This is a genomic window from Ectothiorhodospiraceae bacterium BW-2, assembly GCA_008375315.1.
GTDB lineage: Bacteria > Pseudomonadota > Gammaproteobacteria > Thiohalomonadales > Thiohalomonadaceae > BW-2.
The window spans coordinates 3,734,319-3,756,296 of record CP032507.1; the positions used below are offsets into that span (position 1 = coordinate 3,734,319).

Genomic DNA, 21,978 nt, shown 5'->3' on the forward strand with positions numbered 1-21,978 from the left:
GAATTTTGCTTAATATTATTCTTTATTTAAAATCAAAATTTTATTAAATTGCCAAATCTTGGAAATGTATGCGGAATGTCGGTTAAAGGATTGGCAGACCCTCTAATATAATACGCATCGTGTATATCATAAAAATTGGCATAGTATGAGGTGTTAAATACATGTAATCCATCAGGGATGATAGGATCATTGTAAAGTGTAGTGGTCTCACTGTAACTGATATTGCCATAAGCATCTGACTGAGATGCTGTGACATACACTTCTTCATCTGCTTTAAGCTTGGCGATATCTTGTGACGTTACACTAAGTGCCCAATCTCCATTTGCATCTACTGTGGTGACGTTTCCATTCTCCAAAACGATAGGGATACCATTTTTTGATTTGATCGAAACCGTAATATCAACATTTGGCTCACCCCATCCAGACAAGCTAAACCCATTTGTTTTTTCAACAGAGGTAATATGACCATAGTAGCCAACATCCCCTACATAGGCACTCACTTCTGACGGATCATAAGCCAATGTATCTACCATCACATCTTGATATTCTTCAATCCATAAACCATAAACATCTGTTTGCTCTAAATAAAAAGACCAATCACCCTCAGACCCTGAAAACTCATTTGGATCAAGCCGTAATGACCAGTATCCAGTATCATCAACCGTTACAACTCCATACGAATCTACAACAATTTCAGCTCCAGGTGATCCCATTCCTTCAATCAGATAATCAGTTGTAATCACCTCTGTTGTGATCACAGGAGGTATATTTTCAACAACCGTATAAGGGATACTTGATTGCTGGTAGTTTCCTATACTGTTACTAACTTTAACAAGAAGATCGTTCTCACCTAACGGGAGTGTTGGATTACTCCACAAATATATTCCCGCATCTCTTGTACCATTTAATGAATATGAAGAAATTTTATTATCAATAAGCTCTACCCAAGTCTCTCCGTTATCGACTGAGACAAGCACAGAGGTAATATCACCGGTTTCATCAGCTAAAACGTCTAGCTCAAGATCTTGATGTTGGTTGTCCAAAATTGTTAACTCATATTCACCCGCATTGACACCAACAAGTTCTGGTGTACCTGTATGACGATCAACATAACTATTTATATAAGCATCACCTATGTATTCATTTCCGGCTCTATCTTTAAATGAGTAAAATATTACATCACTTAATTCCACCTCATCAATGAATCCAATTTCTTGTGCTTTGAGTTTAGCAGTATATATAGAGTTATTACTACCGGCTACAGGTCTCCAGTCATATATTGATATCCCATTATGTTCAATTGGATTTACGCCCCAAGGTGTATCATATCCATCATAAATAAAATCCTTGACAGACTCACTAAATGTGAATGTTGCGGTTAGCACATTATTTAAACTAAGAGTTTCGTTTGGAACACTTATATCAAGCAGTGTGGGCGCTTGGGTATCTAAGTGTAAAGTTTGATTCGCGGTGTAACTGTTGCCTGCAACATCGCTAGATGTTACCTCTACTATATACTCACCATCTGCTGGAAGACTAAGTGTTCCACTATCTGGAGTGACACTTCCCGTATCTATACTCCAATCACCCTCACTATCAGTGATTGTAGAATATAAAGCCCCGCCAACCTCAAGGGTGATGTCACTACCTGCATCTGCGATACCACTAAAAACAGGATTAGAACTATTTGTATAAGAACCTGAAGTGATTACTACAAAAGGAGATGTTGTATCTAGGGTAAAGTTTAGGCTTGCTACAGGTGAGACATTCCCAGCACTATCACTCTGTCTTGCATAGATAGTATTGCTCCCCTCTTGAGCCGTTGGTTTGGTTGTGCTCCAGTTGGTATTATCGGTACTGTATTCTACTGTTGCGCCATCTTCAACTCCTGAGATAGTAAATATTCCATCATTAGTGATGAGATCATTTGTATTCTCTCCACTATCGTTATTGAGGGTTAATGTTGGAGCTGATGGTGCGACCTCATCAAGATCATTGACGCTAAGCGTAACCGTCCGCTCAGCGCTGTTATTCGACTCATCGGTTGCGATTACCGTGAATGCGTAACTGGCTTTAGCTTCATAATCGGGATCACCGTTGAGGGTGACGGCTCCGGTCGCAGCATTAATGGTGAATGCAGCCACATCCCCACTGTTTTTCAAGCTGTAGGTTACCGTTCCGGCGTCATCTGTCGCAGCAGCGGTGTAGATGGTTTGGCCTGCCCCACTATTTTCATTAATGGCAGCAGCCGTCGCTCCTGAAGTGAAGGTCGGCGCGTTTTCATCTAAGTCGTTAATATTCAGCGTAACCGTCCGCTCAGCGCTGTTATTCGACTCATCGGTTGCGATTACCGTGAATGCGTAACTGGCTTTAGCTTCATAATCGGGATCACCGCTGAGGGTGACGGCTCCGGTCGCAGCATTAATGGTGAATGCAGCCACATCCCCACTGTTTTTCAAGCTGTAGATTACCGTTCCAGCATCATCTGTCGCAACAGCGGTGTAGATGGTTTGGCCTGCCCCACTATTTTCATTAATGGCAGCAGCCGTCGCTCCTGAAGTGAAGGTCGGCGCGTTTTCATCTAAGTCGTTAATATTCAGCGTAACCGTCCGCTCAGCGCTGTTATTCGACTCATCGGTTGCGATTACCGTGAATGCGTAACTGGCTTTAGCTTCATAATCGGGGTCACCGTTGAGGGTGACGGCTCCGGTCGCAGCATTAATGGTGAATGCAGCCACATCCCCACTGTTTTTCAAGCTGTAGATTACCGTTCCAGCATCATCTGTCGCAACAGCGGTGTAGATGGTTTGGCCTGCCCCACTATTTTCATTAATGGCAGCAGCCGTCGCTCCTGAAGTGAAGGTCGGCGCGTTTTCATCTAAGTCGTTAATATTCAGCGTAACCGTCCGCTCAGCGCTGTTATTCGACTCATCGGTTGCGATTACCGTGAATGCGTAACTGGCTTTAGCTTCATAATCGGGGTCACCGCTGAGGGTAACCTCCCCACTATTAGCATCAATCGAGAATAGCCCGGCATCATCGCCCGCTTTTAAGCTGTAAGTCACGGTACCGCTATCGGTTGCTGTAGCGGTATAGATAACTTGTTCGGTACCACTATTTTCATCAATAGCAGTTGCTGTAACGCCAGAGGTGAATTGTGGCGCGTTTTCGTCCAAATTGTTAACCGCAAGGGTGACACTCTGTTCTGAGCTGTTACCGGCATTATCAGTCGCAATTACCGTGAAGCTGTAGCTGGGCTTGGTTTCGAAGTCGGGATCACCTGTGAGGGTAACCTGCCCGCTGTTAGAATCAATCGAGAATAGCCCGGCATCATCGCCCGCTTTTAAGCTGTAAGTCACGGTGCCGTTATCGGTCGCTGTGGCGGTATAGATAACTTGCTCCGCACCACTATTCTCATCAATAGCAGTTGCTGTGGCGCCAGAGGTAAATTGTGGCGCGTTTTCGTCCAAATTGTTAACCGCAAGGGTGACACTCTGTTCTGAGCTGTTACCGGCATTATCAGTCGCAATTACCGTGAAGCTGTAGCTGGGCTTGGTTTCGAAGTCGGGATCACCTGTGAGGGTAACCTGCCCGCTGTTAGAATCAATCGAGAATAGCCCGGCATCATCGCCCGCTTTTAAGCTGTAAGTCACGGTGCCGTTATCGGTCGCTGTGGCGGTATAGATAACTTGCTCCGCACCACTATTCTCATCAATAGCAGTTGCTGTGGCGCCAGAGGTAAATTGTGGCGCGTTTTCGTCCAAATTGTTAACCGCAAGGGTGATACTCTGCTCTGAGCTGTTACCGGCATTATCGGTCGCAATTACGGTAAAGCTGTAGCTAGCTTTAGCTTCATAATCGGGATCACCTGTGAGGGTAACCTCCCCACTATTAGCATCAATCGAGAATAGCCCGGCATCATCGCCCGCTTTCAGACTGTAAGTCACGGTACCTGTATCGGTCGCTGTGGCGGTATAGATGACTTGTCCGGCTCCGCTGTTCTCATCAATGACGGTTGCTGTAGCGCCGGAGGTGAACTGTGGGGCACCTTCATCTAAATCGTTAATATTCAGAGTGACCGTCTGTTCAGTGCTGTTATTCGAATCATCGGTTGCGATAACAGTAAAGCTGTAACTAGCTTGAGTCTCATAATCGGGCTCAACGCTGAGGGTAACCTCCCCGCTAGTAGCATCAATCGAGAATAGTGCCGCATCATCACCCGCTTTTAAGCTGTAAGTCACGGCGCCGCTATCGGTCGCTGTGGCGGTATAGATGACTTGTCCGGCACCACTATTCTCATCAATAGCAGTTGCTGTAGCGCCAGAGGTGAATTGTGGGGCGTTTTCGTCCAGATTGTTAACCGCAAGGGTGACGCTCTGCTCTGAGCTGTTACCGACATTATCAGTCGCAATTACCGTGAAACTGTAGCTGGGTTTGGTTTCGAAGTCGGGATCACCGCTAAGGGTAACCTGCCCGCTGTTAGCATCAATCGAGAATAGCCCAGCATCATCACCCGCTTTCAGACTATAAGTCACGGTACCTGTATCGGTCGCTGTGGCGGTATAGATGACTTGTCCGGCACCACTATTCTCATCAATAGCAGTTGCTGTAGCGCCAGAGGTGAATTGTGGGGCGTTTTCGTCCAGATTGTTAACCGCAAGGGTGACGCTCTGCTCTGAGCTGTTACCGACATTATCAGTCGCAATTACCGTGAAACTGTAGCTGGGTTTGGTTTCGAAGTCGGGATCACCGCTAAGGGTAACCTGCCCGCTGTTAGCATCAATCGAGAATAGCCCAGCATCATCACCCGCTTTCAGACTATAAGTCACGGTACCTGTATCGGTCGCTGTGGCGGTATAGATGACTTGTCCGGCACCACTATTCTCATCAATAGCAGTTGCTGTAGCGCCAGAGGTGAATTGTGGGGCGTTTTCGTCCAGATTGTTAACCGCAAGGGTGACGCTCTGCTCTGAGCTGTTACCGACATTATCAGTCGCAATTACCGTGAAACTGTAGCTGGGTTTGGTTTCGAAGTCGGGATCACCGCTAAGGGTAACCTGCCCGCTGTTAGCATCAATCGAGAATAGCCCAGCATCATCACCCGCTTTCAGACTATAAGTCACGGTACCTGTATCGGTCGCTGTGGCGGTGTAGATGACTTGTCCGGCACCACTATTCTCATCAATAGCAGTTGCTGTAGCGCCAGAGGTGAATTGTGGGGCGTTTTCATCCAGATTGTTAACCGCAAGGGTGACACTCTGCTCTGAGCTATTATTCGACTCATCGGTTGCTATGACGGTGAAGCTGTAGCTTGGTTTGGTTTCGAAGTCAGGATCACCTGTGAGGGTAACCTCCCCACTATTAGCATCAATCGAGAATAGCCCGGCATCAGCGCCCGTTTTTAAGCTGTAAGTCACGGTGCCGCTATCGGTCGCTGTGGCGGTATAGATGACTTGTTCGGCACCACTATTCTCATCAATAGCAGTTGCTGTAGCGCCAGAGGTGAATTGTGGGGCGTTTTCGTCCAGATTGTTAACCGCAAGGGTGATACTCTGCTCTGAGCTGTTACCGACATTATCAGTCGCAATTACCGTGAAACTGTAGCTTGGTTTGGTTTCGAAGTCAGGATCACCTGTGAGGGTAACCTCCCCACTATTAGCATCAATCGAGAATAGCCCGGCATCAGCGCCCGTTTTTAAGCTGTAAGTCACGGTGCCGCTATCGGTCGCTGTGGCGGTATAGATGACTTGTTCGGCACCACTATTCTCATCAATAGCAGTTGCTATGGCGCCAGAGGTGAATTGTGGGGCGTTTTCGTCCAAATTGTTAACCGCAAAGGTGACACTCTGCTCTGAGCTATTATTCGACTCATCGGTTGCTATGACGGTGAAGCTGTAGCTTGGTTTGGTTTCGAAGTCAGGATCACCTGTGAGGGTAACCTCCCCACTATTAGCATCAATCGAGAATAGCCCGGCATCAGCGCCCGTTTTTAAGCTGTAAGTCACGGTGCCGCTATCGGTCGCTGTGGCGGTATAGATGACTTGTTCGGCACCACTATTCTCATCAATAGCAGTTGCTGTGGCGCCAGAGGTGAATTGTGGGGCACCTTCATCTAAATCGTTAATATTCAGCGTGACCGTCTGTTCAGTGCTGTTATTCGAATCATCGGTTGCGATAACAGTAAAGCTGTAACTGGCTTGAGCCTCGTAATCGGGATTACCGCTGAGGGTAACCTCCCCGCTAGTAGCATCAATCGAGAATAGCCCGGCATCATCGCCCGCTTTCAGACTGTAAGTCACGCTACCTGTATCGGTCGCTGTGGCGGTATAGATGACTTGTCCGGCACCACTATTCTCATCAATAGCAGTTGCTATGGCGCCAGAGGTGAATTGTGGGGCGTTTTCGTCCAAATTGTTAACCGCAAGGGTGACACTCTGCTCTGAGCTATTATTCGACTCATCGGTTGCTATGACGGTGAAGCTGTAGCTTGGTTTGGTTTCGAAGTCAGGATCACCTGTGAGGGTAACCTCCCCACTATTAGCATCAATCGAGAATAGCCCGGCATCAGCGCCCGTTTTTAAGCTGTAAGTCACGGTGCCGCTATCGGTCGCTGTGGCGGTATAGATGACTTGTTCGGCACCACTATTCTCATCAATAGCAGTTGCTGTGGCGCCAGAGGTGAATTGTGGGGCGTTTTCGTCCAGATTGTTAACCGCAAGGGTGACGCTCTGCTCTGTGCTGTTACCGGCATCATCGGTCGCGATTACCGTGAAACTGTAGCTGGGTTTGGTTTCGAAATCGGGATCACCGCTAAGGGTAACCTGCCCGCTGTTAGCATCAATCGAGAACAGTACCGCATCATCGCCCGCTTTCAGGCTGTAAGTCACGCTGCCTGTATCGGTCGCTGTGGCGGTATAGACCAATCGACCGGCACCACTATTCTCATCAATAGCATCAGCTATGGCACCGGAGGTGAATTGTGGGGCACCTTCATCTAAATCGTTAATATTCAGAGTGACCGTCTGTTCAGTGCTGTTATTCGAATCATCGGTTGCGATAACAGTAAAGCTGTAACTAGCTTGAGTCTCATAATCGGGCTCAACGCTGAGGGTAACCTCCCCGCTAGTAGCATCAATCGAGAATAGTGCCGCATCATCACCCGCTTTTAAGCTGTAAGTCACGGCGCCGCTATCGGTCGCTGTGGCGGTATAGACTAATTGACCGGCACCACTATTCTCATCAATAGCAGTTGCTGTAGCGCCAGAGGTAAATTGTGGCGCGTTTTCGTCCAGATTGTTAACCGCAAGGGTGACACTCTGCTCTGAGCTGTTACCGGCATTATCAGTCGCAATTACCGTGAAACTGTAGCTGGGTTTGGTTTCGAAGTCGGGATCACCGCTAAGGGTAACCTGCCCGCTGTTAGCATCAATCGAGAATAGCCCAGCATCATCACCCGCTTTCAGACTATAAGTCACGGTACCTGTATCGGTCGCTGTGGCGGTATAGACCAATCGACCGGCACCACTATTCTCATCAATAGCATCAGCTATGGCACCGGAGGTGAATTGTGGGGCACCTTCATCTAAATCGTTAATATTCAGAGTGACCGTCTGTTCAGTGCTGTTATTCGAATCATCGGTTGCGATAACAGTAAAGCTGTAACTGGCTTGAGCCTCGTAATCGGGATTACCGCTGAGGGTAACCTCCCCGCTAGTAGCATCAATCGAGAATAGCCCGGCATCATCGCCCGCTTTCAGACTGTAAGTCACGCTACCTGTATCGGTCGCTGTGGCGGTATAGACCAATCGACCGGCACCACTATTCTCATCAATGGCAGTTGCTGTAGCACCGGAGGTGAATTGTGGGGCACCTTCATCTAAATCGTTAATATTCAGAGTGACCGTCTGTTCAGTGCTGTTATTCGAATCATCGGTTGCGATAACAGTAAAGCTGTAACTGGCTTGAGCCTCGTAATCGGGATTACCGCTGAGGGTAACCTCCCCGCTATTAGCATCAATCGAGAATAGCCCGGCATCAGCGCCCGCTTTTAAGCTGTAAGTCACGGTACCGCTATCGGTCGCTGTGGCGGTATAGACTAATTGACCGGCACCACTATTCTCATCAATAGCAGTTGCTGTAGCGCCAGAGGTGAATTGTGGGGCGTTTTCGTCCAGATTGTTAACCGCAAGGGTGACACTCTGCTCTGAGCTGTTACCGGCATTATCAGTCGCAATTACCGTGAAACTGTAGTCTTTGTTTCGGTTGCTCGGTTGCGTCTATGAGTATGTTTTCGATATTATTTTTCTCAAAAAACTCTTTAAATTCAGTGGGATCCTTAAATTTTCTAATTGGCATACATTCTAACTCATTTAATGCGTGCTCCAAAACAGAGAGACCAAATGCTTGAATTTTGTGCGCATAAGATGATGATATTCCAGCCACAAAACCCAAGTTATCATAAGTTAATCCACTCTTTAAACTGAACAGCGTAAAAAATAAAAGTTCCTCTGTGTTTTTGATACAGAATTCATCACCAATTTCAATCGTATTTTTAAGTAATTTCGATTCGATAATACTAGAGTGGCTTTTTTCGAAAGTTTCCAAAATTAAGTAAAACTGCTTTTTCTTTATGCCAGTAGCAGCAGCCCAACCTCTATCAGTATTTAACTCTGATGTGCTAAATTTCATCATTAAAACCTTTCAAAAAATTGTTTAAAAAAATTAATTATAAACTATATGGTTTGATTGGGAAACAACTTTACTAATTGACCGGCACCACTATTCTCATCAATAGCAGTTGCTGTAGCGCCAGAGGTAAATTGTGGGGCGTTTTCGTCCAAATTGTTAACCGCAAGGGTGACACTCTGTTCTGAGCTGTTACCGGCATCGTCGGTTGCAATTACCGTGAAGCTGTAGCTAGCTTTAGCCTCATAATCGGGATTACCTGTGAGGGTAACCTCCCCACTATTAGCATCAATCGAGAATAGTGCCGCGTCATCACCCGCTTTTAAGCTGTAAGTCACGGTACCGCTATCGGTCGCTGTGGCGGTATAGACTAATTGACCGGCACCACTATTCTCATCAATAGCAGTTGCTATGGCGCCAGAGGTGAATTGTGGGGCGTTTTCGTCCAGATTGTTAACCGCAAGGGTGATACTCTGCTCTGAGCTGTTACCGGCATTATCAGTCGCAATTACGGTAAAGCTGTAGCTAGCTTTAGCTTCATAATCGGGATCACCTGTGAGGGTAACCTCCCCACTATTAGCATCAATCGAGAATAGCCCGGCATCAGCGCCCGTTTTTAAGCTGTAAGTCACGGTGCCGCTATCGGTCGCTGTGGCGGTATAGATGACTTGTTCGGCACCACTATTCTCATCAATAGCATCAGCTATGGCACCGGAGGTGAATTGTGGGGCACCTTCATCTAAATCGTTAATATTCAGAGTGACCGTCTGTTCAGTGCTGTTATTCGAATCATCGGTCGCAATTACCGTGAAGCTGTAACTGGCTTTAGCTTCATAATCGGGATTACCTGTGAGGGTAACCTCCCCGCTAGTAGCATCAATCGAGAATAGCCCGGCATCAGCGCCCGTTTTTAAGCTGTAAGTCACGGTACCGCTATCGGTTGCTGTGGCGGTATAGATAACTTGCTCCGCACCACTATTCTCATCAATGGCAGTTGCTGTGGCGCCAGAGGTGAATTGTGGGGCACCTTCATCTAAATCGTTAATATTCAGCGTGACCGTCTGTTCGGTGCTGTTATTCGAATCATCGGTTGCGATAACAGTAAAGCTATAGCTAGCTTTAGATTCATAATCGGGATTACTACTAAGAGTAACCTCCCCACTATTAGCATTAATTGAGAATAGTGCCGCATCATCGCCCGTTTTTAAGCTGTAAGTCACGGTACCGCTATCGGTCGCTGTGGCGGTATAGATGACTTGTTCGGTACCACTATTTTCATCAATGGCATCAGCTATGGCACCGGAGGTGAATTGAGGGGCACCTTCATCTAAGTCATTGACGGCAAGGGTGACGCTCTGCTCTGAGCTGTTACCGGCAGCATCGGTCGCGATAACAGTAAAGCTGTAACTAGCTTGAGTCTCATAATCGGGATCAACGCTGAGTGTGACCTCCCCACTATTAGCATCAATCGAGAATAGTGCGGCGTCATCACCCGCTTTTAAGCTGTAAGTCACGGTACCGCTATCGGTCGCGACGGCGGTATAGACTAATTGACCGGCACCACTATTCTCATCAATGGCGGCTGTTGCAATAGCCGAAGCAAATACAGGGTTAAAAGAGTCGTAGGTAAAAGAAAAATTATTAACAGATGAGACATTACCCGCTGCGTCCACCTGTCTGACATAAACAATATTTTCACCTTCAACAGGAGTTAACTCTACACTGCTCCAGTTAGTATTGTCGGCACTATACTCCACCTTTGCCCCGACTTCCAAATCTGATACTGTGTATGCGCCATTATTAGTAACAAGGTCTGAATCATCTCTTCCGCTATCTGTTATTAAAGCCACAGTTGGCGCTGAAGGAACCGAAGTATCAAGAACAAACACTCCCCCTTCAACTGTAGTACTATTTCCTAACTGGTCTGTTATAAAGAGACTCGATGTAATAACCCCATCACTCAACGAGCTCAAATCGATAAAGTAAGTTCCATTTGCTGCAACCACCTCTGAGACAACACTACTTCCGTCACTAAACTCTACTGTAACATCTGTACCAGAAGCAACTCCTGCTACCGTATATACTACAGAGCTTTTTTCCACACTATTAATTAAATCATCTGCAACTCCAAATATAATTTCAGCAATAACAACGCTCTCTATTGATGTGGTCAGGTTCACAACATCTGAAGAGCGTTCCAAATCCGATACATCTCCGGTTTCAACCGCCTTAACAATATCTTTTTTTACCGCATCCGCAACAACCTGAGTCTGCGCAAGCTTAGCAAGCAAAACTGAAGCGCTACCATCTTCGGTTTGAGCGGCAGCAGTTTCGGCCATAACAGTATTCACATTAACTATAGAAGCTGACAAAGCTTGAGAAACATTATCAATTTTAGACAGTTTTTCTACCGAAGATGTCACCTCCTCTGCTGAGGATTTTATCACTGAACCAACAGTACTCTCTGACTGAAGATCAAGTTGACCATTTTCAATAACAGAAGAGCTTATCACGCTATCAGATAGTGATTTAAATACTGCATCAGCCGCCGACTTCTCATCCGAAACGCCTAAACTTGATATTGCAGTTGCCGACTGGTTCACAACATTTACGATTTGCACCGCTAAAGATTGTAACTCCAGAGCACTTTTTTGAACTTCACTACTTGAGTTAAGATCATTTGCTGTAGCGATGGGATCAAAATTTAACAGATCTACACTGGGATCAATATTAAATACCTTTGTGACCTTACTCAGAGCATCATCTACAGTGATATTGCCATTTGAATTTTGCACAATCTGATCCACCAGCGTGGTGATTGGAGAGATTACCGTAGAACCCTCTGGTGCAGTAAAAGTTCCCTCAAAAAGCAATCCAGTAGAGATGTCAATACCACCAGTTGCTATAAGATTACCGCGACCTTCAATAAGCTGAAAATCTCCGTTTTCATCTGTAACGGTTTTTGCCTCACCCTCATCCCATGCTCTATTGCCGTTCACATCTATAAATACTGTTGCACCAGCAATATAGCCATCACTTACCTTTCCTTGAATTACATCCTGCTGCTGACTATTAGGTTCTGGATCAGGATTAATAATTTGCGACCCATTTTCAATTTCTGGATATTGTAATTCTGGTTGAGGTTGGGGTTGGGGTTGGGGTTGGGGTTCCGGCTGAGCTTGATATTGTGATTCTGGTTCGGGTTGCGGTTGCGATTCCGGCTGAGGTTGAAGTTGCAACTCTGGTTGGGGTTGCGGTTGCGATTCCGGCTGAGGTTGAAGTTGCAATTCTGGTTCGGGTTGAGGTTGCGATTCCGGCTGAGGTTGAAGTTGCAACTCTGGTTGGGGTTGCGGTTGCGATTCCTGCTGAGGTTGGAGTTGCAATTCCGATTCGGGTTGCGGTTGTGATTCCGGTTGAACTGAAGATAAAATGGTGAGCGGAGCACCTGTCAATTGAAAATTGGACTCCTCAGAATCAAAAGATTGAAAAACATCTGTGTTTAATGAGAAACCAACAGGCAAACCATCTGCAAATTCTCTCCTGTTATAATCCCCATAAATATTATTCAAATCAAGCTTATCGTAATCATTTTTCACAAATTCAGCTAAAGCAGATTTATCAACCGACAGCTCCAGAGAGAGAATGGTTAAAAAATCATTAAAATCAACCTCTCCTGCCTCTATCTTCTCAACCCATCCTTGCAGCTCATCCTCACTTAAACCTAACCCAGTAATAGATAAATAAATTTCCGACAACCGTTCAACTAACCCACCAAAATCTTTAGCTCCAATCTGATTAATATTTTTTTCTACTTCAGATTGAACATCGGATTGGGCAGCACTATCTCCGTTTAACTCTCCTTTTGCTGTCTCTTTTGCACCCTCCCCCGAGTTCAGGTAGTCTGCCTTAGCCTCCTTGACTAACAAAGCCAAACTGACAACCACCAGAGAAAGCTGATATTTTCTGTTAGCAGAGAGCGCGCGATGCTTATCTTTATCCAAATATAACTTCAGCCTTTCAGCAGTAACAGATGCCAAATAAACAACATGATAATAACTCACTTTTTCACAACGAAAAAGATTCGATTTTTCAAAAAGTCTATCAGCTGAAATCATAACAAAAACCTTAATTACCAGTTAACCCAAATAACCAATCAATTTTATCTGCACATATATTTAATTAAAGACTCACACACTCTAACCCCCCCCCTTAATCGTAGACTCATACAACCTACTAACATAACCACGATTAAGGCGAATAACACATAATAATCTAAAGTATGACTTAGCGACTTATCACGCTTAAGGTGATTTAAATAGCGCAACACACTTCACAGAGCCTTGTGTAATTAAATTTAACTATATTTTAGAAACAAAGTTAACCATTTACTAATAGATTTTCCTGCTATATTCGCTTTTACGCAGTTTTGCGTACCTTGAAAATAAACTCATAAAAAGGATAGGAAATCCAACCGCCTACGCCAAAGTATCCCCCAGCTCCGGAGCGCCGTCAAGATTCGGTCAGAGCCCCTTCTGACCACCGGAAGGCGAGGATGAAACAGAAATTGGCCTGTCGGGAGGTGTTTGAGGCGGTTGTCGCCGCAGGGAGAGAGACGGAAAGAAGCGGGTTTCGCGCGAGCGGCAACGGTCGGTCCGGCAGCCCCTCGGCGGGCTGCTACCAGGAGACTCGTTGATCGTATTCGTACTCCGGCTCGGGCTGGGCGAGAGGGTCGCCCTGAAGGGAATCCTCGGCGTCGATGGCGTCCTCCACGGACTCTTCGTACCACTCTGGCGGTCCCCTGGCGGAGGCGATTCGTGGCGGGGCGGCGGGTTCGCCGATGTGCTCCAGGATAGCCCGCACCTCCACGGCCTCGGTGATGAAGGCGATGATCTGCATCTCGGCCCCGCACTGGGGGCAGGTCAAAGGGAACGCTTCGTAAATGCGAGCCAGCAGCATGGCCCAGAGGTAGCGGGCGGGGGATCGCCCGATAGCCACCGGAGGGTCGTCCGCTGCCGTCTCTACCGCCGGTTTCGTTTCAGGCTCCGCCGCCACGGGCTCGGGCGCGAGGGCGGTTACCGCCGGCCGCAGTGGTGAGTTGGGGGCGAGCACGCCGTAGTAGCGATGCCGGTGTTGCCTGGGCGGCGGAACCAGGGCGGCGATGCGCCCGATCAGTTCGAGCGGCGAGAGGATGATCTGGGTTTGCCCGTCCGGGCCGGGCTTGGACAGGTGGTAGATCAACCGCTGGGCATCGATCTCCTCCAGTCGGTCGGCGGCGAAAGGCGGGCGGGCGCAGTAGCGCAGCAGACGCTCCATGCCTCGCCGGTCGTGTGCCTCGATCCGCACGCTGGCGTCGAGGGAGAACCCGCCGCCGTGATCCCACTGCTCCATCTCCTGGCGATCTGCCTTTTCCAGCAATCCCCGCCGCACGAACGCCCGCAAGATGCGGCGGCGGATTTGGGTCTGCACCGCCTCGGCGTCGTCCGCATCGAGTTCCTCCACTTCGATGAAGTGTACGCCCTGCTCCGGGTCGGGTTCGAAAATGCCGTCGATGAAGACGACATGGAAATGCGTGTGTTCGTTGAGTGAAGAGCCGAATCGGTGGATGAACGCCACCGCGCCGGTTCGCGCCTTCGGACCTGCCCCAGGGCTCTGTTCGCGCAAGTGTTGCTCGACGGCATCGAGGAAGATGCGCAAAGCGCTGCTGAGCGCCTTGCGGTCGTGCTGGAGGTGGTAGCGCAGCCGCTTGGGCAGGGAGAGCACCCATTGGCGTACCGGCAGCCGGGGCAGGACATGATCGGTGAGGTGAGCAGCGGTCTCCGCCATCCGCCGGGTGTTGCACGAAGGGCAGACGCCCCGCCCTTTGCAGGAGAAGGCAATCAGGAAATCATGGCCGCATTCGTCACAGCGGGCGCGGGCGAACCCATAGGCGAGGATACCGCACTCCAGAAATCGGCGTAGTTCCCGTTCGGCGTGAGGGGAGACTCGCTCCTGCTCCCAGTCGTCATGGCACAGGGCAAGGAAGGTCTCTAGGTGGTTTTGCACCACCCGATACAGCGGGGTGTCGGCGGGCCGACGCGCTCGGTAGGGGGCTGGGATGCATCCCGGCGTTTGGGCGGCCATTGGCGAGTCTAGGGTGAAATGCGGATCGTTAGCATTTTATTTCCTAATCTTATTTTCTCAAAAAATGCTCTACCAAAGTCTATCGATACCATATTTATCAAACTCACTATCTTTGCTTACTAATGGAACCTGTTCATATAAACTAAGAGATAGGTAATTATATGAATTCATTATCCGACAATTCTCTTGGTATTAATATCTCAAACGATTACGAAATCTCAAGCTTGCTTAAGGATAGGAAATCCAACCGCCTACGCGAAAGTATCCACCGGAGGGCGATGATGGAGAAGAAATTGGCCTGTCGGGAGGTGTTTGAGGCGGTTGTCGCCGCAGGGAGAGAGACGGAAAGAAGCGGGTTTCGCGCGAGCGGCAACGGTCGGTCCGGCAGCCCCTCGGCGGGCTGCTACCAGGAGACTCGTTGATCGTGATAGTCAACCTGCCAGCCGTGACTCATCTAGGCTTTTGAGCATCAGAGATATTTTTAAACTAGCGGCCTCGGCACCCTTTAATCATCTTAGGGATCATCAGACTCTGTAGCCACGCCCCGTTCGGCCCAATCGTGCGCCATGAGGGGGTCGCTAGCTGTAGGGTCACCAGCGCGGCGGTGGGGACTCTTATCGTCCCGCCGCCCATTAAATAGCTAGCCAGCATCGACCAGGTCGGTTCGTGGCCAACTAGGAGTAGATGGCGCACCGAATCGGGCTGCTGCTGTAGCAGCGATATCACCTCCTCCACTGACGCGCCATAGAGCAGATCATTGCATTGAGATGGCGGTGGAGAGCGCAGCTCGTTGGCGACCAAAGCCCAGCTCTGCTGCGCTCTAAGCGCCGTCGAGCAGAGCACCTGCTGCGGAACTAGGCCACTACACTCTAGCCAGCCCCCCATGAGTGGCGCATCTCTTCGGCCCCGTTTAGCCAGTGGGCGTTGGTGATCGCTCTGCGCCCCACTCTCCCAGTCCGACTTGGCGTGTCGTAGTAGTGAGAGTAGTCGCGGCTTATCAGTCTCGTCAGTTAACACAGCGGTGACTCCTTAAGGGTTCATAGCAGTTAATGGGGGGGAAGAGAGGGCGAGTTAAGTAGTGAGCGCAGTAGCAGCTCTAGCGGATGGTAGAGCGCAATCTCAACCCCCCGTCGGCGTGCCTCGGCACCTAGATGGAGGGTACAGCCGATATTGGTGCTGATAATCGCGCCTAACGGCTGCTGCTGTAGCCACTGCAGTGGGGCGATCGCAAAACTAGCGGCATGCTCGGGATCGGATAGAAGATGGCTTCCTCCCGCCCCACAGCACCCATCGACAGGCAGCCTCTGCCAAACTAGCTGCGGAATCTTCGTCAGTAACTCCACCGCCTCGGCACTGTTATTTAGACGGTTACGGTTACTGCACGGGGTATGAAGGGCGTAGCTGCCCGACAGCGGGGCCGGCTGCCACGCATTAGGCCAGTATCGTAGCAGCAGCGCCTCGACTGTCGTGATTTTATCAAGCGCGGCAAAGGATAGTAGCTGCGCGATACAGCTACTACTCACCCCGACTAGCCAGTCAGCTCCACTTCGCTCTAACTGCGCTAGGGTCGCTAGCGCTAACCTATCTCCCTGCTCTATCTCACCGGCATGGCTATGCAGGGCGCCACAGCACTGGGGCTGGGTAAACTCCACCACCTCAAAGCCGCAGCTCTGTAGCAGCCGCTTTGCCGCCTCTAATGCCACCGGCTCTAGCTGGTTCCCCATACAGCCGCGAAACAGTGCCACTCGACCCTGTTGAGTCGAGGGTTGCGGAAGTGGCTCTAGGGGAAGTGGGCGGTAGTCGGGTAGCAGCGACTCTAACCGCGCTAGCTCCCCTCTCACCCATCCCCGCCTACGAACCACCCGTTGCAGACCACTCTTTTGGTACCACTGCCCCATCTGACCTAATAGCGCCAGAGAGCGGGGGTGCGCTACGGCGTCTAAGAGCCGCTCCCTGCCCCCATCGGCCGGCAGGGGTAGGATAGAGGCTCTAGCCGCCACCACAATCTCACTATATCGGACTTGTGAGGGGCAATGGGTCTCGCAGTTACGACAGAGTAGGCAGTGGTTTAGGGCAGTTTGATCGACCTCGGTTGGGGCGATCTCCCCCTTAGCCACCGCCTGTAGCAGCATCAAACGCCCTCGCGGCGACTCCGGCTCTCGCCCCTCGGCCAGAAAGGTGGGGCAGTGGGGTAGGCAGAGGCCACAGAGAACACACTGATCTATCGCTGCTAATAACTCGCTGCGCTGCATCATCACTCCTCTAGTCGGGAAGGTCGGCCATCGGTCGATTTAACTGTTCTACTACCGGCTCGGCAAACGCCCCATGAATACGGTATTGAAACATCGCCGCCTGCTCCACCTCCGGTTCAAAGAGATTCTGCAGCAGCCATAGCGCGGCCCCGACCTGCGGGCCAAGGATAATCGCCCCCGCGAGTGAGATAGTTTCGGTCAGTTTTGGAGCTATCGATAGCAGTAGGTTGAGCTGCTGCTGTGGTAGATCGATAGCGCCAGTCAATAGGGCGTTGCCCGGTACCGCCTTTAGCAACATATTGCTGCTGCTCATCTTGCCTCGGATGAAGCGAATATCGCCACGAATCGACTCATAACGAATATCGCGGCTACGCACATCGTCAAAGTTAAACAGCAGGTGGTTCGGTAACTTTTTCAGACTCAGCAGTTGCAGCAGACGAGTCGCCCCATTTTGGAGATCGCGAATTTTGCCATCGCGAGCGCTGAGAGTGATCTCACCGTGAAGTTTAGCTAAGGCAAAACTCTCCGGTGATCCGGGCCAGTTAAGCTCACCACTGGCGTTAAACTGCCCCTGCTGCAGCTCGCTCACAAAACCCCACTGCTGCAAGGTCGCCCCTAAATCGCTGCTAGTGAGCTTCACTTTCGCTCGGGTCTGCTCATTAGGGCGCCAGCTACCACTGGCATTAAACTGGTAGTTAGCCCCCTCTAATGTCAGGGTCGGCACCCACCACTCCCCCTGACGAGGCACCATTTTGAGTCTTAATGCCCCTAGCTTTCGCTCATCTATCCACAGCTCTTTGATGGCCACATTAACCGGTATCATCCCCTCCCGTATCACAGGCTCAGTCGCCTCGCCTCGCTCTTGATCCCTCGGCTCTGCCGCCCTCACCACCGTTAGCCGCTCCATATCGATATCAATCGGCAAGGTTAGCTCCTTTTGGCTACCGAACGGCAGTAGCTGCTGCCACTCTTTTAGCGCCACTTCGCCCCCCCCCGTGACCACAATACCGCTCCCCCCCTGCTGCGGTAGCGGGGCCTCGGTTGGCCCTAGGTGGAGCCGTAGCTGCTGTAATGTCTCTGCCTGTCGCTGTATATTGACCCCGACCCGCTCCCCTAGCTGAAGCTGAAACCGCTGCTGCTCCGGCTCAAGCTGTCCCCAAAACTGTAGCCGTAGCGGCTCCCCAATCGCTTTGGTGAGCGGCTTAGGTAGATTGAGCGCTAACGGCTCTAATTGGCTCTCAAATTCGACTCGAATCGCCCCCTGTTGCGGCAGTTGTAGCCGTAACTGCCAAGAGCTCCCCCCCGTAACGGCGCGGCTCGGCAGCGACAGCAGCGACTGCCACCCCTGATCGGAGAGGCTACCTACCGCCGCTAGAGTCAAAGTTTGACTCTCGCGCTCTCGCTCTAGCGCTAAGCGAAGCGGTTGCGAGTCGAAGCTGCCTAGCAGGGTACCGCTGTTAAAGCCTTGCTTATCAAAGTTCAGCTCCCCAGAGAGATCGGTGGCCGTTAGCCTATCAAAGGCGGTCATCCTCCCCTGCTGTAGCACCATCTTACCCGCCACAGTGAGCTCCTGATCTTCGAAGGTAAGGGGGCGATTGAGCGGGATCTGTAAGGTTAACTTCACCTCAGCCCGACCCGCCTGCGGCGCTATCTGTGCCCCAACTTGGTGAGCCCGCTGCTGTAGCGGGGTCTGTGCTAGCAGGGGGAGTAGCTGCGGCAGCGGCAGCGACAGCTCCCCTTCAGCACTTAGCTGCGCTCGGCGCATATCGGCGATCTGTACCCGCGTCTGACGCAGCGTTGCCGCTGCCATCTTCGCCTCGGTCGCAAAGATATCCATCGACTGGTTATAGAAGCGAAGCTGGCCTCGAATCGCCTCTAGCGCTGGCCAGTGAGAGTTAAAGACTATAGAGAGGTTTTCGGCACGGGCACGAACATCGATCACGCTACTCGGAGCGAGCTGGAGTAGCTCCTCTAGCGTGCCAAACATGAGCAGCCGTCCGCCACTCATCCGACCGGCTGTAAAGGCCTGTTGTAGCCAAACGGCCGTTTGCGGCGGCAGCAGTCGCTGCGGTAGTAGCTCGGTTATCGCGATCGCTTGCGGCAGCTCAAAGCGCGCTTGGGTATCGATATGGAGCGGCTGCTGCGGCGGCTGTTTTAGGCGCAGATCCCCCTGTAGCGTTAGCAGCGGCCCTTGCAGCAGTAGATCGCGCCCCCGCAGATGCCAGCCGCCCTCACCCTCCCTATCACCATGGTGTAGCTGCCACTCCCCCCGCAAGGTGCCCAAATCGAGCCGCTCAATGCCGGCCGTAGGGATTGAGAGCACCACTCCCTCTGCTTGGAGCGATAGGTGTAGCTGCTCCTCCCCCAGACGAATCCAGCTATGGTGCAACACCCCGCGATGGAGCGTTAGCGGTAGCTCTAGCCAGGGCTGTAGCAGCGGTTGCCACTGTGATAGATCGACCCGCTGTAGCCCAATATCGGTCTGCTGGCCACGATTGAGCAGATGGATCTGCTGTGGTTCGCCCTCACCACTGACAAACTGCACCACCGCCTGCCACCCCTGTGGCACCGGTTGCCACACCAGTCCCCCCTCCATCGGCGGCAGCGGCTTCGCTGCGCCTTTAATGGCGGGAGTCGCTGGGGTGAAGCGCCAATTCGACTGTAGTTGTAGGGGCTCCCCCTGCTCAAAATCGAGCCAAATCTGGCTACTAAGATCACCTGGTAGCTGTGGTAGCGATAACGACTGGTTAAACAGGTAGAGCGAGGCGGTAGGGGCGAGCACCCCCGACAGATAGTTCTGTAGCTCCCCTTTAAGTAGCGTCTTACCTAGTAGCGGTTCTGCCTCTAGTCGTGCCTGAAAATAGCTACTAAACCCCTGCTGTTGCAGTCGCAGCGCCTCAATCACAAGCTGCTCTGGTGGTGAGTTAAGGGGGAGCCCGGCATCTCGGGGCACGCTCACCTCGACACGCGCTATCTGTAGCTGCTGTTGCAGCAGCAGTCGATCGAGCCAGTCGGAGAGCTGCGACTGCGATACGGTCGCTGTAGCGCTATGTGAGCGCTGTGGTAGTTTTAGCTGCAACAGCTCTAGCTGTAGCTGCGCTAAAACCGGTTGTCGGTGGAGCAGCGAACGCAGCAGATTGAGCGAAAGCTCCCCCTGTTGTAGCGTCACCAGCGGTTCACCGGCACGATTTTGTAGCTGTAGCTGCTCAAAACGGAGCAGAGGATCCCGCTGCCACCCCCACCCCTGCAACTCGATAGCGACCAGCGACACCCCCTGCGGCTCTAAATAGCGGTTGAGCAGCGGCAGCAGCGAGTCGATCTGACTAATCGTTAGCCGCAGCGCGGTACTCGCGATCGCCATCCCCAGCAGCAGCAGCCACAGTAGCCGCCATACGACTCGGCCCGCGCCACGAAATCTCACCCTCAATCCCAACCGAGTCGCGGCAGTTACATGAGGACTATATCGAACTGCTCGCGACTATAGAGTAGCTCGGCTTGCAGTCGAATTTCGCGCTCGACAAACTCCTCTAGCTCCGCTAACGCGGTAGAGAGATCGTCTTCGAGTACATCGATAACCTCAGGTGCCGCAAGAACCAACAGGCTTGGGGTATCGTAGGCTTTGGCCTCACGCATAATTTCGCGAAAAATTTCGTAACAGACCGACTCGGCTGTTTTCACCTTGCCACGACCGCCACAGACAGGACACTCCTCACACAGCACCTGCTCTAGACTCTCGCGCGTGCGTTTACGGGTCATCTGCACCAATCCTAACGGCGAGACATCGCTAATATGGGTCTTCGCATGATCGCGCTCTAACGCCCGCTCCAGAGTGCGTAACACCTGCCGCCGATGCTCCAGCTCATTCATATCGATAAAATCGATAATAATAATGCCGCCCAAGTTGCGCAGCCGTAGCTGCCGTGCTAAGGCCGCCGTCGCCTCCAAATTGGTTTTAAAGATCGTCTCTTCCAGATTACGATGGCCCACAAAGGCACCGGTATTGACATCGATTGTCGTCATCGCTTCGGTCTGATCGACAATCAGATAGCCGCCCGATTTAAGCTCAACCTTGCGCCCTAGCGCCCGCTGAATCTCATCTTCAACCCCATGGAGATCAAACAGCGGTCGCTCACCGGTATAGGGGACGATCCTATCCCCTAGCTCAGGAATGAGCCGAGAGGCAAATTTAATCACCTTATCGTAGGTAATTTGGGAGTCGATACGAATCTTCTCGATCTCTTCAGTGGCCAGATCACGCATGGTGCGCATCACTAGCGGCATATCCTCATGCAGTAGCGTCGGGCCGGTTGTGGCGGCGATATTCTCCTCAATGGAGCTCCAGAGCCGTTGCAGAAACTTAATATCCTGCCTAAGAGCACTCTCCGTCACCCCATCGGCGGCAGTACGGACAATAAAGCCCCCCTTTAGGGTACCGCTCTCATCGACGACTGTACGAATTAGCCGCCTCAGCCGATCTCGCTCACTCTCATCCTCAATTCGTTGTGAGACCCCAATCTGCCGACTCCCCGGCAGATAGACTAGAAAACGGGACGGAATCGAGAGCTGGGTTGTCAACCGCGCCCCCTTGCTCCCTAAGGGATCTTTGGCCACTTGGACAATAATCTCCTCACCATCGTGCAGTAACTGTCGAATCGACGGTACCCCCTCGCCGTTAAACTCTGCCCGCTCGCGGTTCAGAAGTAGATCTGAGGCGTGCAAAAAGGCGGTGCGCTCCAGATTGATATCGACAAACGCCGCCTGCATTCCGGGCAGAACCCGACAGATACGACCGCGATAGATATTGCCCACCAGACCGCGCTTTTTACAGCGCTCAATGTGAACCTCCTGCAACACGCCATTTTCGACATAGGCCACCCGCGTCTCCTCGGGGGTCACATTGATTAGTAACTCTTCGCTCATC

Annotated in this window: 9 protein-coding genes and 1 pseudogene; 2 read left to right on the forward strand and 8 right to left on the reverse strand. The window is 50.9% G+C overall.

Annotated features, from left to right (window positions below):
* Positions 1 to 32: 32 nt before the first annotated feature.
* The 3 genes and pseudogenes from D5085_17510 to D5085_17520 all read right to left on the reverse strand — a co-directional run bounded on the left by D5085_17510 (position 33) and on the right by D5085_17520 (position 11,924).
* Positions 33 to 8,063, reverse strand: coding sequence for a cadherin repeat domain-containing protein (locus tag D5085_17510; GenBank protein QEP44775.1), 8,031 nt, complete (start codon positions 8,061 to 8,063; stop codon positions 33 to 35).
* A 138-nt stretch (positions 8,064 to 8,201) separates the two neighbouring features.
* A pseudogene (locus D5085_17515) lies at positions 8,202 to 8,270 on the reverse strand (hypothetical protein).
* Between the two features lie 462 nt (positions 8,271 to 8,732).
* Complete coding sequence (locus D5085_17520; protein ID QEP44776.1) at positions 8,733 to 11,924, reverse strand: cadherin repeat domain-containing protein; 3,192 nt, start codon at positions 11,922 to 11,924, stop codon at positions 8,733 to 8,735.
* Between D5085_17520 and D5085_17525 the strand changes: the two genes are divergently transcribed.
* Positions 11,895 to 12,092, forward strand: coding sequence for a hypothetical protein (locus D5085_17525; protein QEP44777.1), 198 nt, complete (start codon positions 11,895 to 11,897; stop codon positions 12,090 to 12,092). The two genes, D5085_17520 and D5085_17525, sit on opposite strands and share 30 nt — an antisense overlap.
* A 1,267-nt stretch (positions 12,093 to 13,359) precedes the next feature.
* Here D5085_17525 and D5085_17530 read toward each other — a convergent pair.
* The gene (locus tag D5085_17530) at positions 13,360 to 14,805 is read right to left on the reverse strand and encodes an IS91 family transposase (protein QEP44778.1); all 1,446 of its coding nucleotides are present in this window, start codon (positions 14,803 to 14,805) and stop codon (positions 13,360 to 13,362) included.
* A 161-nt stretch (positions 14,806 to 14,966) separates the two neighbouring features.
* Here D5085_17530 and D5085_17535 point away from each other — a divergent pair, with 161 nt between their 5' ends.
* Positions 14,967 to 15,227: a hypothetical protein gene (locus D5085_17535; protein QEP44779.1), complete on the forward strand. Its 261-nt coding sequence runs from the start codon at positions 14,967 to 14,969 to the stop codon at positions 15,225 to 15,227.
* Positions 15,228 to 15,291: 64 nt separating this feature from the next.
* Here D5085_17535 and D5085_17540 read toward each other — a convergent pair whose 3' ends face one another.
* From D5085_17540 to D5085_17555, 4 genes are read right to left on the reverse strand one after another with little or no spacing between them, the layout of a single operon-like run.
* On the reverse strand, positions 15,292 to 15,822 hold the full coding sequence (locus D5085_17540; GenBank protein QEP44780.1) for a histidine phosphatase family protein: 531 nt from the start codon (positions 15,820 to 15,822) through the stop codon (positions 15,292 to 15,294).
* A gap of 29 nt (positions 15,823 to 15,851) precedes the next feature.
* The gene (locus D5085_17545) at positions 15,852 to 17,060 is read right to left on the reverse strand and encodes a (Fe-S)-binding protein (GenBank protein QEP44781.1); all 1,209 of its coding nucleotides are present in this window, start codon (positions 17,058 to 17,060) and stop codon (positions 15,852 to 15,854) included.
* Between the two features lie 7 nt (positions 17,061 to 17,067).
* Positions 17,068 to 20,478: a hypothetical protein gene (locus D5085_17550; GenBank protein QEP44782.1), complete on the reverse strand. Its 3,411-nt coding sequence runs from the start codon at positions 20,476 to 20,478 to the stop codon at positions 17,068 to 17,070.
* A gap of 26 nt (positions 20,479 to 20,504) precedes the next feature.
* The gene (locus D5085_17555; protein ID QEP45215.1) at positions 20,505 to 21,977 is read right to left on the reverse strand and encodes a ribonuclease G; all 1,473 of its coding nucleotides are present in this window, start codon (positions 21,975 to 21,977) and stop codon (positions 20,505 to 20,507) included.
* Position 21,978: the final 1 nt, after the last annotated feature.